General features: G+C 59.7%; 10 protein-coding genes. 8 read left to right on the plus strand and 2 right to left on the minus strand.

Features of this window, described 5'->3' with window-relative positions; translation table 11 throughout:
- Positions 1–25: 25 nt before the first annotated feature.
- The 7 genes from B723_RS30250 to B723_RS30280 all read left to right on the plus strand — a co-directional run bounded on the left by B723_RS30250 (position 26) and on the right by B723_RS30280 (position 14658).
- Positions 26–1549 carry a fumarate hydratase gene (locus B723_RS30250; protein ID WP_017340511.1) on the plus strand — a complete coding sequence of 508 codons (1524 nt, stop codon included), beginning with the start codon at positions 26–28 and terminating at the stop codon, positions 1547–1549.
- Positions 1550–1731: 182 nt separating this feature from the next.
- Complete coding sequence (locus B723_RS30255; protein ID WP_017340512.1) at positions 1732–6378, plus strand: SpvB/TcaC N-terminal domain-containing protein; 4647 nt, start codon at positions 1732–1734, stop codon at positions 6376–6378.
- On the plus strand, positions 6378–9038 hold the full coding sequence (locus B723_RS30260) for an RHS repeat domain-containing protein (protein WP_017340513.1): 2661 nt from the start codon (positions 6378–6380) through the stop codon (positions 9036–9038). The genes B723_RS30255 and B723_RS30260 overlap by 1 nt, the downstream gene beginning before the upstream one ends.
- A 97-nt stretch (positions 9039–9135) precedes the next feature.
- Positions 9136–10902 (plus strand): ATP-binding protein, encoded by a 1767-nt coding sequence (locus tag B723_RS30265; protein ID WP_017340514.1) that lies wholly within the window; start codon positions 9136–9138, stop codon positions 10900–10902.
- Entirely contained in the window at positions 10896–12230 is a 1335-nt protein-coding gene (locus B723_RS30270) for a sigma-54-dependent transcriptional regulator (protein WP_017340515.1), read from the plus strand. The genes B723_RS30265 and B723_RS30270 overlap by 7 nt, the downstream gene beginning before the upstream one ends.
- A gap of 299 nt (positions 12231–12529) precedes the next feature.
- On the plus strand, positions 12530–13852 hold the full coding sequence (locus B723_RS30275) for an MFS transporter (protein WP_017340516.1): 1323 nt from the start codon (positions 12530–12532) through the stop codon (positions 13850–13852).
- 176 nt (positions 13853–14028) lie between these two features.
- On the plus strand, positions 14029–14658 hold the full coding sequence (locus tag B723_RS30280) for a flavin reductase family protein (RefSeq protein ID WP_017340517.1): 630 nt from the start codon (positions 14029–14031) through the stop codon (positions 14656–14658).
- Here B723_RS30280 and B723_RS30285 read toward each other — a convergent pair whose 3' ends face one another.
- A complete protein-coding gene (locus B723_RS30285; protein ID WP_017340518.1) occupies positions 14659–14889 on the minus strand; it encodes a hypothetical protein in 231 nt (76 codons plus the stop codon).
- Positions 14890–14930: 41 nt separating this feature from the next.
- On the minus strand, positions 14931–15284 hold the full coding sequence (locus tag B723_RS30290; RefSeq protein WP_017340519.1) for a putative quinol monooxygenase: 354 nt from the start codon (positions 15282–15284) through the stop codon (positions 14931–14933).
- A 334-nt stretch (positions 15285–15618) separates the two neighbouring features.
- Between B723_RS30290 and B723_RS30295 the strand changes: the two genes are divergently transcribed.
- On the plus strand, positions 15619–16548 hold the full coding sequence (locus B723_RS30295; protein ID WP_017340520.1) for an AraC family transcriptional regulator: 930 nt from the start codon (positions 15619–15621) through the stop codon (positions 16546–16548).
- Positions 16549–16656: the final 108 nt, after the last annotated feature.

Genomic DNA, 16656 nt, shown 5'->3' on the forward strand with positions numbered 1-16656 from the left:
CCCGTCTTTTAGAGGAGCGCGACTCATGACCGTGATCAAGCAAGACGACCTGATTCAGAGCGTTGCCGACGCCCTGCAGTTCATATCCTATTACCACCCCGTTGATTTCATCCAGGCGATGCACGAAGCCTACCTGCGCGAAGAATCGCCAGCGGCCCGTGACTCGATGGCGCAAATCCTGATCAACTCGCGCATGTGCGCCACCGGCCACCGCCCGATCTGCCAGGACACCGGCATCGTCACCGTGTTTGTCCGCGTGGGTATGGACGTGCGTTGGGATGGCGCCACCATGGGCCTGGACGACATGATCAACGAAGGCGTGCGCCGGGCTTACAACCTGCCGGAAAACGTCTTGCGTGCCTCGATCCTCGCCGACCCGGCGGGCGCTCGTAAAAACACCAAGGACAACACCCCGGCTGTTATCCACTACTCCATCGTTCCGGGTAACACCGTGGAAGTGGACGTGGCGGCCAAGGGCGGCGGCTCCGAGAACAAGTCGAAAATGGCCATGCTCAACCCGTCCGACTCGATCGTCGACTGGGTATTGAAGACCGTTCCGACCATGGGCGCCGGCTGGTGCCCACCGGGCATGCTCGGCATCGGCATCGGCGGTACCGCCGAGAAAGCCGCGGTGATGGCCAAGGAAGTGTTGATGGAATCCATCGACATTCACGAGCTGAAAAAGCGCGGCCCGTCCAACCGTATCGAAGAGATGCGCCTGGAGCTGTTCGAGAAGGTCAACCAGCTGGGCATCGGCGCCCAGGGCCTGGGTGGCCTGACCACCGTGCTCGACGTGAAGATCATGGATTACCCGACCCACGCCGCTTCGTTGCCGGTGTGCATGATCCCGAACTGCGCCGCCACCCGTCACGCGCACTTTGTATTGGATGGCTCCGGCCCGGCGACCCTGGAAGCGCCACCGCTGGACGCCTACCCGGAAATCGTCTGGGAAGCCGGCCCGTCGGCCCGTCGCGTCAACCTCGACACCCTGACCCCGGAAGACGTGCAGAGCTGGAAGCCGGGCGAAACCGTCCTGCTCAACGGCAAGATGCTCACCGGTCGCGACGCCGCGCACAAGCGCATGGTCGAGATGCTGAACAAGGGTGAAACCCTGCCAGTGGACCTCAAAGGTCGCTTCATCTACTACGTCGGCCCGGTTGATCCGGTGCGCGAAGAAGTCGTTGGCCCTGCCGGTCCGACCACTGCAACGCGGATGGACAAGTTCACCCGTCAGATCCTCGAGCAAACCGGCCTGCTGGGCATGATCGGCAAATCCGAGCGCGGCCCTACCGCGATCGACGCGATCAAGGACCACAAGGCCGTTTACCTGATGGCAGTGGGCGGCGCGGCTTACCTGGTGGCGCAAGCGATCAAGAAGTCTCGCGTGGTGGCTTTCGCCGAACTGGGCATGGAAGCGATCTACGAGTTCGACGTGAAAGACATGCCGGTGACGGTTGCGGTGGATAGCAAGGGTGAGTCGGTGCATATCACTGGGCCTGCTATCTGGCAGAAGAAGATCAGTGAGAGTCTGGCGGTGGAAGTGCAGTAAGTTACGCTGCCCCCCCTGAAAAGAACCGGCCTGTTGGTGACGACAGCCGGTTTTTTTTCGCCTGGAGTAGCCAGGGATTTTCCCGGCCAACAAGGCAGACCTGTCAGATATGACAGGTCACAACCACCGCCTCCCCTGATAAGTTGAATGCACTTGTGCGTCCTTGTCAGGTGGAAACGGAAATGGCCACGGAAGAACAAAAAGGCACTATCAATATTTCAGCTCCCGCCCAACCGAAAATCGGTGGCGCCATTGCCAGCTTTGGCGGCTGGGGGGCAGTGGGCACGACAGGTTCGGCCTCGTTGGCCATACCGCTGCCCGTTTCCCAGGCGCCCAACCGGGAAATGGTGCCGGCCCTTTCGCTTGGCTACAGCAGTCACGTGGGCAACAGTATTTTCGGTATTGGCTGGCATTTGACCGTGAATGCGATAACGGTGCGCACGAGCAAGGGCGTTCCGCTGTACGACAAGCGCAAGGATCTGCTGGTCGGCGCCGACGGCGAAACCTGGATGCCGGAGCTGGATGCCGACGGCGAGATCGTTGACAGACTCGTCACCCTCGGGACAACCAGCTATCGAGCCATTCGCTATCAGCCACGCATCGAGGGCGGTTTTGCCAAAATCGAACGGCTGATCAGTGACGACGATGCGGCAGGTTTCTGGCTGATTCATAGCGCCGATGGCAATCGCCATGTCTATGGCAAGACACTGGCGTCGCGCCGGGCGGAACCAAGGGACGAGAGCAAAGCGCTGGAACCTGAACGCGTCGGGGTCTGGCTGCTGGACGAAACCGTCACTCCCCGCGGTGAGCACATCGTCTATGAATACAAGGCCGAAACGGAAAAACCGGTCGCGCCGGATTTTCGCGACTATCGTGCCCAGCGGTATCTGCACCGGGTGCTCTATGGCAATGCAGTGGCGGAGCCTGAACTGTACTCGCTGAAAGTCGGTGAATGGAAAGACGTCGACTTCCATTTTCATCTGCTGTTCGATTACGGCGAACGCAGTCACGACCTGACGCAAATACCGGTATACGGTCCACCTTACACATCGGGCGGCGATCAGTACGGCGAATGGCTGGAACGCAGCGACCCGTTCTGGAATCACGATTACGGATTTGAACTGGGCACTCGACGTCTGTGCAGACAAGTCATGATGTTTCACCATTTCCGCGACGAACTGGGTAACTCACCGAAACTGGTTCAACGGCTTCTTCTGGAGCACCACCAAGGCGCGCTGGACTACAACCATCTGACTGCCGCTCATCTTCAGGCTTACGGCAAGCAAGACGATATCGAGAGCCGGCCACCGTTCGAATTCAACTACGCGCCCTTCGATCTGGAAAAAGCTGATCAACCCGGCTGGAAAGCGTTCCCGCAGATGCCAGGCCTCAATGACGGTCAGCGTTACCAGTTGGTGGATTTGTACAGCAAAGGTATGCCCGGCATTTTATGCCGCTATGACAAGGCCTGGTATTACCGCGAACCGTTGCGCGATAACTACCCCAGCGATGACGTTCGCTACGGCGACTTGAAAGAACTGCCATACATTCCGCTGGCCGACAGCAGTAAATCGCTGCGTCAGACGCTCACTGACCTGAACGGTGACGGCAAGCTCGAATGGGGCGTACACGCCCCGACCATGAACGGCTGTTTCACCCTGAATCCTGACCGCCAGTGGTCAGGATTTGTCCCCTATAAAGCCTTTCCGCTGGAATATTTCCATCCTCAGGCGCAAATGACCGATCTGGTCGGCGACGGTCGCACTCACGTGGCCCTGATCGGCAGCAACAGTGTGCGTTTGTACACAAATCTGGGCGATGACCAGGGGTTCAGTGCCGGCCGGAATGTTGAACACGACAAAGACGATGCCCTGCCACTGCCGAGCAATTCAGAAACCGAAGTGGTGGGCTTCAGTGATGTACTGGGCAGCGGCAAACAGCACCTGTTCCGTATCCGTCACAACAGCCTGGAGTGCTGGCCCAACCTCGGCCATGGGCGCTTCGGGACAAGAATCGTGCTCAGCTCACCAACGTTTCCTTACGAGACATTCAATGCCTCGCAAGTGCTCCTGGCGGACCTCGACGGTTCAGGCGCAACGGACCTGATCTACCTGCAATCCGACGGATTTCTGATCTTCATGAACCACTGCGGCAAGGGCTTCGTCACCGAACCTGTCGAAGTGCCCTGGCCCGAAGGCGTGCGCTACGATCGGTTGTGTCAGGTCACCACGGCGGACCTGCTGGGAATGGGTTGCACCAGCCTGATCCTGACCGTACCGCACATGTCTCCCCGGCACTGGCGCTACGATTTCGTCAACGCCAAGCCCTACCTGGTCAACCGCAGCAACAACAACATGGGCGCCCTCAGCTTTATCGACTATCGCAGTTCGGCGCAGGAGTTCCTCGATGAGGAATACGAACATCACCTGATCGACAAGGACGCCGTCGTCGAGTCCGAACTGCCATTCGCCATGCATCTGGTCAAGCGCCAGACTCAGGTCGATGAAATCACCGGCAATAAACTGACCCAGCTCATGAGTTACCGCCAGGGTTACTACGACCCCTTCGAACGGGAGTTTCGCGGTTTTGGCCTGTTATTGCAGACCGACACCGAAGCCACCGAAGCGGTACGTGCAACCTTGGGGTTCACCGCTCCGATCCTGAGTAAAACCTGGTTTCACGTTGGCAAATCCATTAATCAGCCAAGGGTCGGGTATTACAGCGACGATGCGCAGGCTGTTGCGCTGCAACCGACCAAACTGGAACGCTTCCACCTACGGGACAGGGTTGGAGAACCGCTTGAGCCTGACGAGGAAACGACCCGCCAGATCGCACGATCGCTCAGTGGCTCGACATTGCGCTCTGAAGTGTTCGCTTTGGATAATCCAGTGGTGCCCTATGCGGTGACGGAAGCTCGCTTTCTGGTGCGCCTGCTGCGGGCGAAAAGCGAGCACTACCCCTATGCCGTGCTGCAACCCATGGCGCTGGAATCGATCAGCTATCAGTACGAACCTGAAATGCCCGACGATCCACGCTGCGAGCACACCCTCAATCTGAAATGGGATGAGTTCGGCAGTCCGCTGCACGCCTTCATCGTCTACTACGCACGGCGCAAAACCGACGAAACACCGCCCTTCGACGACGAGCATGACAACCGATACTGGAAGGACGCCCACGATGAGGCGCAACAGCGCTGGTATCTGACCGAGTCCAAGGCCGAACTCATCCATCTGTACGATGAAGCGACCTGGAAACCGGGAACGCCTTTTCGACTGGGGTTGCCGTATCGCGAGCGCGGGAATGCGCTGGTACTGGAAAAGGCGCAGTTAAGTATCAAGGATATCCATCACGAGAATTTCCTGGCGTGGAGCGAGGACGAGGGGGAGTGGGCGAAGCAGTCGGTGCTCGCCGGCATGTCGATGCAGTTATACATTGACCCTGCCACCCACCAGACCATGGAAAAAGGCGACGCGACAATTCACGCGCTGCCTGGCTACGTGGAAATCGCCGAACTGGATGCCCACGCCTTGAGCGCTTACGACAAACTCAAGGATGATCAGGGGCAGATGCCTTTCAATCTCAAGGAGAAGCTTGAATCCCCCGAAGTGGGCTATCACATCATGAAGTGGTTCCTGCCCGAGGTGGAACAGGCCGAGCCTGATGATCCGACCGATGCGAAAAACTACCTGTGGTCCGTGCACCGTGGTTTCCCGCGCTACCTTGGTCCGGAGGGTTTCTACAATGTCGAATCCTTCCAGCAGACGCAAAGTCACGGCGTCACGAAAGTCACGTATGACCCCTACTGGTGCCTGCACACGGCAATCGAGTTACCGGACGGTTGTGTCACCCAGATCCTCGATGTCGATTACTGCACGTTCTTGCCCGCAGCCATCAAAGACCCCAACCAAAACACTCAGGAAGCGTGTTACAACGCCTTTGGCGAAGTGTTGGTCACCAGTTTTCATGGCACCGAACTGGGCCTGCCAGTGGGCTTCGATCCGCTACAGGACTACGTGCGCCCTACAGATCGCAGCCCGGCTCACGCCATCGAATCGCCCAAGGTTGCCATCGGCAACTTCGCCATGGCCATGTTCAGCGATGCATTGAGCTGGATGGGGCAAATCCCCAAGACCGAGTCACCGGGTGCGCAATGGTTGGCCTGGGCACGGGAACAAGGCTTTGTGTTGCCCAGCGGGCATCTCTGCGATCGCGCCCGCCAGCACGTGCTGGCGCTCGAAAACCCGAGTGCGCAAGAACAGCTTCTTCAGCAATACGTCGACGCCGCCCACCGAGAACCTGTTCACGTCGCCACCTTGCAAGCGGACCGTTACCCGGGTGATCCGGAGTTACAGATTCGCATCGCCATCCTCCATCAGGATGGCTTTGGCCGGGTGCTGCAAACCAAACAGGAAGTCGAGCCTGGCAAGGCCTGGGTGGTGCTGGAAGACGGCACGCTGAAACTCAAGGAAGATGGCCAGCCGGAAGAAGCCGAAGCCACACGGCGCTGGCGGGTCAGCGAACCGGTCGAATACAACAACAAGGGCGAGAAAGTGCGCATCTACCGGCCTTACTTCGCGGATCAGTTCCGACGTATCAACGATGACTCGCTACGCGTGTTCGCCTATCACGACCAGCAGTTCTACGACGCCGCCGGCCGACCGACCCACACCATCCTGGCAAAAAAAATGCCGCAAGGCGAAAATTCGGAACTCAAACCGTTGCGCCGGGAACAGCGCTACCGCTGCTGGTACGTCATCGCCTTCGATGAAAACGATCTGTTTGATGAACCACCCGCAGCAACACGGCGCCTCAACAGAACGCTGCATTGATGCCAGCCATTGATGAACAAACTCCACACGTTGGAGTCATCGACAACCGTAACCTGTCAGTACGTGAGGTGGCGTACTGGCGGCGGGACGCCAGCGAACTCAAGCCTGAATCGCGGGTGACGGCTCAGCAGTACGACGCGGCCGGCCGTTTGGTTGCGCAACGGGATCCGCGCTTCCTCGCGCCTGGGTCCCGCCCGAACACGGCCACGGTTTACAGCTTGTCCGGCACTGCGTTGTGCACTGAAAATCTCGACGCCGGATGGCGCCTGGGTTTACCGGACGGGACCGGGCAAATGCGCGAGCATTGGGATGGTCGAGGCAGTCATTGGCAGCTTGATTACGACGTACAGCGACGGCTGACAGCAGTCCATGAGCACATGCAGGGCTTGACCGTACGCACCGTTGAACGCCTGACCTATGCCGACAACGCGGGCGAATTTGCCAAGCGCAACCAGTGCGGGCAACTGATCCGCCACGATGATCGAGCCGGTGCAGTGTGGCTCGACCAGCAGGCACTCAGCGGCGGAGTCGTCCGGCAACGTCGACGGTTTTTACCGGACCAATGCGAAGTCCATCCCCACTGGCCCGTTGTCGAAGCGGAACGCGACACCCTGTTGCAACCCGGCGTGGGGTACACCACCACCGCCCGCTTCGGGTCGCTGGGACAAGTGCTTGAGCAAACCGATGCCGGAAGTCACCGACAGCACTTCAGCCTTGATCGCGCCGGGCAATTGCAGCGCATTGACCTGACCCTCGAATCTCAAGGCCGGCAACCGCTGTTGAAAGCGGCGAGCTACAACGCCGAAGGCCAACTGCTGACTCAGCTGACCGGCAACGACGTCACCAGCAGTGCGACCTACGAGGCAGCAGGCGGTCGGCTGGAACGCTTGACCGCCATCACCTCGGCAGGCGTTCGTTTGCAGGATCTGCGCTTTGAGTACGACCCGGTCGGCAACATTCTGCGACTGCTGGACCACACCCAACCCATCACGTTTTTCGCCAACCAGCGTGTAGAGGCAGCAAACACTTTTTCCTACGACAGCCTTTACCAGCTGACCTGCGCCACGGGTCGTGAGACCGCCAATGCCGGTCAGCCCCCCGGTTTGCCGGAACTCATCATTCCCAGTCCCATCGATCCTGGCAGGCTACTCAACTACACCGAGTATTACGAGTACGACGCGGGCGGTAACCGCACCGGGTTGCGCCATGTCAGTGATAGAAATCCGTTCAGGCAACAGCTGCGCGTCGATCCGCACAGCAACCGCGCCTTGCCCTGGAACGAGGGTGACGACGAACCGGACTTCCTGCGTGACTTCGACGCGAATGGCAATCTGCAACGGCTGGTTCCCGGTGCTCAGGCGATGAACTGGGATGCGCTGAATCAGCTACAAAGCGTGACCACCGTTCGCCGCACGACCGCCGCCGATGACGGTGAAGGGTATCGCTACAGCGCTGGCGGTGAACGGGTCGTCAAATTCAGTGCCCAACAGGGCAGCGCCGTTACCCACCGACGTGTCGTCCATTACTTGCCCGGACTGGAAGTGCGCACAACCGAAGACGACGAAGAACTTCAGGTCATCTGCGTTCCACTGGCTCGTGGCAGCGTGCGGTGCCTGCATTGGGTCAAGGGCAAACCCGATGATATCGACGCTGATCAACTGCGCTACAGCGTCGACGATCATGTGGGGTCTTGCAGTCTGGAACTGGACGAGCACGCAGGTGTGATCAGTCATGAAGGCTATTACCCATTTGGCGGTACAGCCTGGTGGGCGGCTCGTTCGCGTGTTGATGCCGATTACAAGACCATTCGGTATTCGGGCAAGGAACGGAATGCTTGCGGGCTTTATTATTATGGGTTTCGGTATTACGCGCCGTGGTTGGGGCGATGGGTGAATCCGGATCCCGCTGGCTCGGTGGACGGCCTCAACTTGTATTGGTTCTGCGGCAATAACCCCGTCTGCAGGACAGATTCTGATGGGCGTACGTGGGGGCCGGCTGACGATGAGTATGTAGAAGAATTATTCAAATATAGAGTTGAATATGAAGCGCTGCCTTCTCCTGCACCCGAACTGAATGATGAGTCCATGGATTATCAGGACTCTGCTAAAAGCCAGGTCCCGCCGCCCCCACCGACGGCTGATCAAAAGGCCGTCCTCGACATTCTGAATGCGGACCCCGATCAACCCGATCACCATTGGAACGATGCAAACTTGCTGGAAAGAACCAGCTTTGGCGGCAAAGTGTACCGGGCAGATCGGCGTAAGCCTGAAGAGGTGCTAAACGAGGGGTTCGAAGCTTCAACTGAGTTCACTGCCGTCAGTAAAATGATCTGTAACGAGGCGTTGATTGTCGCGGAGACGCTCGAAGGGGCGCTTTTTTACGCAGCACAATCGCCAAATGGTTATTATTTCTATGAGATCGATGCCAAAGATGTAGGTGGCGTCTCCTTGCTTGAAAACCTGATACTCAATACACCAAGAATGCTTCAACACCTTGATGCCGAACCCACCAGCAGCCCGTCCAGTCAAACCGGGCTGGCCAACAGAATGCATGAAGCACATTTGAGTATTGATGATCTGAGATCGAACAGACGTGCTGTAGTGTCGTTGGGGCAACTGCCACAAGAAATGGAACGCATGCGCCAGAGAATCAACTTCTGATAAGTCAAGAAGGCGGCCGATGTCATGAGATGATCGCTGGCGCAAGACAGCCCACATGCTATCTTGCGCCTCCTATCGTCAGTCTGACTCGCGCTCCATGATTCCGATTTCCCGAACCCTGCGCCTGACGCTGTACACCTTTCTTATCCTCGCCGGTGCAGCCCTCGCCGCCACCCTGGCCATGCGTCACGCCGAGCGTCAGGCCTTGGTGGAAGACGCGGCCCGCGCCAATCTGCAATTGGGTTTGTACGCCACCTCCCTGCATACCCTGATCGAACGCTACCGCGCCCTGCCCGCCGTGCTGGCGCTGGACCCGGAACTGCGTTCGGCGCTCAAAGGGCCGGTAACGCCCGAACAACAGGATGTGCTGAACCGCAAACTGGAAAAGATCAACGGTGCCGCGCAATCCTCCACCCTGGAACTGCTTGATCACACCGGCCTTGCCGTGGCGGCGAGCAACTGGCGTTTGCCCAGCAGTTATGTCGGCCACAACTACGGTTTTCGTCCCTATTTCAGCCAGACCCGAACCCAGGGCACCGGGCGCTTTTATGCAGTAGGGGTGACCAGCGGGATTCCGGGGTACTTCCTGTCCAGCGCCGTCACGGGTGACGACGGGAAGTTTCTCGGCGCGATGGTGGTGAAACTCGAGTTTCCGGAACTGGAACGCGAATGGCGTCAGGGCAGCGACACGCTGCTGGTCAGCGATGCACGCGGAATCATCTTCATCGCCAATCGGCCGGGCTGGCGCTATCGCCAATTGAAACCGCTGAGCGAGAGCGATCACGCCGAGCTCAAGGCCACCCGCCAATACGACAAGCAACCGCTGACACTGCTGGACTATCAATCGCTGCGCCGCTTCGACGACAACAGTGAGCTGGCGCAGGTCGATGGCCCGGACGGCAAAACGGATTACCTGTGGGAATCCCTGCCGCTGACCACCGAAGGCTGGACCCTGCACCTGCTGCGCCGCCCCCAGGTGGCGTTCGAAGACAGTCGCAACGCCGCACTCGCCGCTGCCGGCCTGTGGCTGACACTGGTGTTTCTCCTGCTCTTCCTCAACCAGCGCTGGCGCCTGGCGAAAATTCGCCAGCGCAGTCGCGAAGAGCTCGAACAACTGGTGGAAGAACGCACCCGCGACCTGCGCACGGCTCAGGACGGCCTGGTGCAATCGGCCAAACTCGCGGCCCTCGGCCAGATGTCTGCCGCCCTGGCCCATGAAATCAACCAGCCACTGACCGCCCAGCGCATGCAACTCGCGACCTTGCGTCTGCTGCTCGATCACGGCCGCATCGACGACGCCTACAAGGCACTGAAACCGGTGGATGACATGCTGACGCGCATGGCCGCCCTCACTGGCCACCTGAAAACCTTCGCCCGCAAAAGCCCCAGCGGCTTGCGCGAACGCCTGGACCTGGCAGCGGTGGTGGATCAGTCGCTCGAGCTGCTCGACACGCGCCTGCGCGATGAACAGGTCAGCACCGTGCTGCACCTGACGCGCCCGGCCTGGGTGCGCGGCGATGCGATTCGTCTGGAACAGGTGCTGATCAACTTGCTGCGCAATGCGCTGGATGCGATGCAGGACAAACCCTGCAAACGCCTGGAAATCCGCCTCGAAGCCGACGAACAACTGTGGCGCCTGAATGTCATCGACAACGGCAGTGGCATCGCCGAGGAAAATCTTGCGAAGGTGTTCGACCCGTTTTTCACCACCAAACCGGTGGGCGATGGCCTGGGCATCGGTCTGGCCGTATCCTTTGCCATTGTTCACGAATCGGGCGGACGCTTGAGCGCCGATAATCACGACAACGGCGCGGTGTTCACACTCACCCTGCCCATCGACCCGGAGGCGCCTGGCGCATGCTGAATTCAGTGATGGTGGTCGACGACGAAAGCAGTATCCGCAGCGCCGTCGAACAATGGCTGAGCCTGTCGGGTTTCGAGGTGCAACTGTTCAGCCGCGCCGAGGAGTGCCTGGCGCAGTTGCCGAAGCATTTCCCCGGCGTGATCCTCAGCGACGTGCGCATGCCCGGCATGACCGGGCTGGAACTGCTGGCCGAAGTGCAGCGCCGTGACGCCGATTTGCCGGTGATTCTGCTGACTGGCCACGGCGATGTGCCAATGGCCGTCGATGCCATGCGCGATGGCGCTTACGATTTCCTCGAAAAACCCTTCAGCCCGGAAACCCTGCTGGGCAGCCTGCGCCGGGCGCTGGACAAGCGCCGGCTGGTGCTGGAAAACCGCGCCTTGCATGAGCAGGCCGACAACCGCGCCAAACTCGACGCGACGCTGCTGGGTGTGTCCCGTGGCTTGCAGACGCTGCGTCGGCAAGTGCTGGACCTGGCGGCGTTGCCGGTCAACGTGTTGATCCGTGGTGAAACCGGCAGCGGCAAGGAGCTGGTTGCCCGGTGCCTGCACGACTTCGGGCCGCGCGCCGGCAAACCGTTTGTCGCGCTCAATTGCGCGGCGATTCCCGAGCAGTTGTTCGAGGCCGAGCTGTTCGGTCACGAGAGCGGCGCTTTCACCGGCGCTCAGGGCAAACGCATCGGCAAGCTCGAATACGCCGATGGCGGCACGCTGTTTCTCGATGAAATCGAAAGCATGCCGCTGGCCCAGCAGGTGAAACTGTTGCGGGTGTTGCAGGAGCAGAAGCTGGAACGGTTGGGTTCCAATCAGAGCATCCGCGTGGACTTGCGGATCATCGCTGCGACCAAACCCGATCTGCTGGATGAGGCGCGGGCCGGGCGGTTTCGCGAGGATCTGGCCTATCGGCTGAACGTCGCCGAATTGCGCTTGCCGCCGCTGCGTGAGCGTCGCGAAGACATTCCGCTGTTGTTCGAGTCGTTTGCGCACAGCGCTGCCGAACGATTGGGCCGCACGTTCCCGCCGTTGAGCGGCCCGCAATTGAGCCATCTGCTGAGCCATGACTGGCCGGGCAATGTGCGTGAACTGGCGAACGTGGCCGAGCGGCAGGTGTTGGGTCTGGGTGAGCCGGAACCGGTCGGGATGGATCCCGGCCAATCGCTGGCGGCGCAAGCGGAAGCGTTCGAAGCACATTGCCTGCGCGCGGCGCTGACCCGACACAAGGGCGATGTAAAGGCAGTGCTTGAAGAGCTGCAACTGCCCCGTCGGACCTTTAATGAAAAGATGCAGCGGCATGGGCTCACGCGGGAGATGTTCCTGCAAGACAGCTGATTTTTTGTTGCCTGATCCGGCCTCATCGCGAGCAGGATCGCTCCCACATTTGAACTGTGTACACCGGCCCCTTGTGGGAGCGAGCCTGCTCGCGATGAGGCCGGCACACACAAACACAAATCCCAGGGCCATAAGCGATTATCCGCTCACCCCCAATTCCCAATAAGCGGATTTCCGCTCACTTAAACCTCAACACCCCTCTAAACCGGCCCTCATTCCGTTGGCACAGCTCCTGCTATAGCCCACGCAGGCTGCGTTTCAACGCGCTCCACAAAAACAATTAAACGAAGGATCCTTCAATGGATAACTCCAACGCCCTGCCCCTTGGGTCGGCTGCCGTGCCGGCCAAAGAAAGAACCACCGCCAGTCGCATCAAATCGATTTTCAGCGGCTCGGTCGGCAACATGGTCGAGTGGTACGACTGGTACGTCTACGCCGCCTTCTCGCTGTACTTCGCCAAAGCCTTCTTCCCCAAAGGCGACACCACCGCGCAACTGCTGAACACCGCTGCGATCTTCGCCGTGGGCTTTCTGATGCGCCCGATCGGTGGCTGGCTGATGGGTCTCTATGCCGACAAGGCCGGGCGCAAGAAAGCGCTGATGGCTTCGGTGTACCTGATGTGCTTCGGCTCACTTCTGATCGCCCTGAGCCCGGGGTATGAAACCATCGGCATCGGCGCGCCGATCCTGCTGATTTTCGCGCGTCTGCTGCAAGGCCTGTCGGTCGGCGGCGAGTACGGCACTTCGGCCACCTACCTCAGCGAGATGGCGACCAAGGACCGTCGCGGTTTCTTCTCCAGCTTCCAGTACGTGACCCTGATCTCCGGCCAGCTCATCGCGCTGGGCGTGCTGATCGTGCTGCAAAACTTCCTGACCACCGAAGAGCTGTATGCCTGGGGCTGGCGCATCCCGTTCGCCATCGGCGCACTGTGTGCCGTGGTCGCGCTGTACCTGCGTCGTGGCATGGAAGAGACCGAGTCGTTCACCAAGGTCAAGAAAGAGAAAAAAGAAAGCGCCATGCGCACGCTGATGCGCCATCCAAAGGAACTGATGACCGTGGTCGGCCTGACCATGGGCGGCACCCTGGCGTTCTACACCTACACCACGTACATGCAGAAATACCTGGTGAACACCGTCGGCATGAGCATCTCCGACTCCACCACCATTTCCGCTGCCACGCTGTTCCTGTTCATGTGCCTGCAACCGATCATCGGTGGGCTGTCGGATAAAGTCGGTCGTCGGCCGATCCTGATTGCCTTCGGCATCCTCGGCACGCTGTTCACCGTGCCGATCCTGACCACCCTGCACACCATCCAGAGCTGGTGGGGCGCGTTCTTCCTGATCATGGCGGCGCTGATCATCGTCAGCGGCTACACCTCGATCAACGCGGTGGTGAAAGCCGAGCTGTTCCCGACCGAAATCCGCGCACTGGGCGTTGGCTTGCCGTATGCGCTGACCGTGTCGATCTTCGGCGGCACCGCTGAATACATCGCGCTGTGGTTCAAGAGCATCGGCATGGAAACCGGTTACTACTGGTATGTCACCGCGTGCATCGCCGTGTCGTTGCTGGTGTACATCACCATGAAAGACACCCGCAAGCATTCGCGAATCGAGACGGACTGAGTTCGTTAGCGCCACAAAAACAGGGGCAGACCTTAACGGGTCTGCCCCTTTTCTTTGCCCGACACAAAACCCTGTGGGAGCGAGCCTGCTCGCTCCCATATTTGAATCTCATCGCTGGAAATTATCCGTTCGTCCTTGCACCATGACTGCCTCCCGATCCTCCCGGAATATATGCCATGCCCGACGACATCCACTACTACGAACCCGCCAACGGCCACGGCTTGCCCCATGACCCGTTCAACGCCATCGTCGGCCCGCGCCCCATTGGCTGGATTTCTTCCCAGGATGCCGACGGCCGCCTGAACCTGGCGCCGTACAGTTTCTTCAACGCCTTCAATTACATTCCGCCGATCATCGGGTTCTCCAGCGTCGGGCGCAAAGACAGCCTGAACAATATCGAGCAGACCGGCGAGTTCGCCTGGAACCTGGCGACCCGGCCACTGGCCGAACAGATGAACCAGAGCTGCGCGATGGTCGGGCCGGAGGTCAACGAGTTCGAGTTGTCCGGGCTGACGCCTGTGGCGTCGAAAGTCATTCAGGTGCCACGGGTTGCCGAAAGCCCGGTGTCCTTCGAGTGCAAGGTCACGCAGATCATTCAGTTGCAGCGGGCCGACGGCAACGTAGTGCCGAGCTGGCTGATTCTCGGCGAAGTGGTGGCCGTGCACATTGCCAAATGGCTGCTGAAGGACGGCGTGTACGACACCGCCGCGGCAGAACCGATTCTGCGCGGTGGCGGACCCGCGGATTATTTCCAGCTGGGGCCGGAGGCCTTGTTCAAGATGTTCCGCCCGGGGGCGGTCAAGTAGTTACCAGATCAGCTCGCCGTCTTCGCCGACGCCCTTGAGGTGCGTCAGTTGCAGGGCGGCAGCCTCGTCCGCTTCTCTGGCGGTCTTGAAGGTTTGCTCTTCCAGCAATTTGTTGAAGCGCGGTGCACCCGAGCCACCGATGGCTTTGGTGGCAATCGCCGCGTAGTAACCGCCTTCGCGGGGCACTACAGCGGATACGGCTTCGAAGGTGTCAAAGGCTTTGCGTGCCATGTCGCGGATCCTGGCTGATGGAAAGTCGAGCCATTAAACCCTCAACCCGCCATTTTGTGTACCCAGGACTGGGTCTGACCCAGCGCCTGGACAGCCGAGACCTCTTTGAAGGTATGAAAATCGAGGCTGTTGACCACCAGTTCCTGCACCAGCTCGGCGAAAATCTCCATCGCCGGCGTGTTGAAATAAGCGGTCATGGCTTGCTGATGGGTCCAGAAACCGGACACCAGCCACAACTCCGGATCGCATTGCGAATGCTGCAGGGTAAAGCTCAGGCATCCGGGCGCGGTGCGCGATGGTTCGATCAAGGCGCTGAGGCGCGCACCGAGCTCCGCCGAACGCCCGGCGCGGGCGCGGACAAAGGCCATATGACTGACGGGGATCTGCGTAGACATGTTCAACCCTCCCAGGTACTCGAGTGGCAGCCGTGGGACGGGCTGCGACAGGATCCAAGGTTAAGCGCCCGCACGCTGCCCTGTTAGTCGATTCCTGCCGGCTTGTTGCACAATCCTGCGAAGCTGCCTTCAGCACCTGTAACAATGTGTAAAACCTGTCACGGCGCTGAAACACGAGGTTCGAGCAAGTTTTCCCTGTGCTAAACCGCCAGAACCACCCGCCTCTGCAACCTCGTGCAGAATCAGGCAAGCTTTTGGCAGGATGTGTCTACCGCTGCGCCTTGCACAAATTTAAGCTCAGCTCATTCCCACTGCTTCGCCGAGGATGCCCTGCATGTCGTCGCTCGATCACTTTCAAGCCCCGCTGGACGCCGACATGGAGAAACAGCGCGCGGAACTGGCGGCCATCATCCGTCGTAACACCACGGAGGATGGCAATTATGAGACCGCCGTCGGTTCGCTGTTTCTGGGCAAACACAGCAAGTCCCATGACTTCGCCCCGGTGCTGGCGCAACCGGCGTTGTGCATCATGGCGCAGGGGCGCAAAGAGGTCAGGCTGGCGGACGAATTCTTCAATTACGATCCGCTGAATTACCTGGTGGTGTCGGTTTCCATGCCCCTGAGCGGGCGGATCGTGAACGTCACGTCTGATGAACCGATCCTCTCGGTACGGCTGGACATCGACCCGGCGGAAATCACCGCGCTGATTGCCGACGCCGGCCCGCTCGGCGTACCAACCCGTCCGACCGGGCGTGGCCTGTATGTCGAACGGATCGACACGGCGATGCTCGACGCGGTGCTGCGCCTGGCGCGATTGCTGGACACACCGAAAGACATCGCCATGCTCGCGCCGCTGATTCGTCGGGAGATTCTCTATCGGTTGTTGCGCAGTCAGCAGGGCTATCGGTTGTATGAAATTGCCATCGCCAACAGTCAGAGCCATCGCATCAGCCAGGCGATCAAATGGCTCAATGGCAATTATGAGCAGCCGCTGCGCATCGATGATTTGGCCAGGGAGGTGAATTTGAGCGTGTCGACGCTGCATCACCGGTTCAAGGCCATGACGGCGATGAGTCCGTTGCAGTATCAGAAGCAGTTGCGGTTGCAGGAAGCGCGGCGGTTGATGCTGGCGGAAGGATTGGAAGCGTCGGCGGCGGGGTATCGCGTCGGGTATGAAAGCCCGTCACAGTTCAGCCGGGAGTACAGCCGGTTGTTCGGGGCGCCGCCGTTGCGGGATTTGGCGCGGTTGCGGTTGACGGTCTGATTCAGCCTTGAGGGGGTAACGGATGGCCCCATCGCTGGCTGGCCAGCTCCCACAGGGATTGTGGGTGATCACAAAATCGTGTGAACACCGATAAACCTGTGGGAGCTG

The sequence above is a fragment of the Pseudomonas fluorescens NCIMB 11764 genome, assembly GCF_000293885.2.
In the GTDB taxonomy this organism is placed as follows: domain Bacteria; phylum Pseudomonadota; class Gammaproteobacteria; order Pseudomonadales; family Pseudomonadaceae; genus Aquipseudomonas; species Aquipseudomonas fluorescens_B.

Bases quoted from the DNA above. Each gene is read 5' to 3' on its own strand.
- B723_RS30275 (WP_017340516.1), top strand. From the start codon at position 12,530: ATGGATAACTCCAACGCCCTGCCCCTTGGGTCGGCTGCCGTGCCGGCC.
- B723_RS30265 (WP_017340514.1), top strand. From the start codon at position 9,136: ATGATTCCGATTTCCCGAACCCTGCGCCTGACGCTGTACACCTTTCTT.
- B723_RS30255 (WP_017340512.1), top strand. From the start codon at position 1,732: ATGGCCACGGAAGAACAAAAAGGCACTATCAATATTTCAGCTCCCGCC.
- B723_RS30295 (WP_017340520.1), top strand. From the start codon at position 15,619: ATGTCGTCGCTCGATCACTTTCAAGCCCCGCTGGACGCCGACATGGAG.
- B723_RS30250 (WP_017340511.1), top strand. From the start codon at position 26: ATGACCGTGATCAAGCAAGACGACCTGATTCAGAGCGTTGCCGACGCC.
- B723_RS30270 (WP_017340515.1), top strand. From the start codon at position 10,896: ATGCTGAATTCAGTGATGGTGGTCGACGACGAAAGCAGTATCCGCAGC.
- B723_RS30280 (WP_017340517.1), top strand. From the start codon at position 14,029: ATGCCCGACGACATCCACTACTACGAACCCGCCAACGGCCACGGCTTG.
- B723_RS30290 (WP_017340519.1), bottom strand. From the start codon at position 15,284: ATGTCTACGCAGATCCCCGTCAGTCATATGGCCTTTGTCCGCGCCCGC.
- B723_RS30260 (WP_017340513.1), top strand. From the start codon at position 6,378: ATGCCAGCCATTGATGAACAAACTCCACACGTTGGAGTCATCGACAAC.
- B723_RS30285 (WP_017340518.1), bottom strand. From the start codon at position 14,889: ATGGCACGCAAAGCCTTTGACACCTTCGAAGCCGTATCCGCTGTAGTG.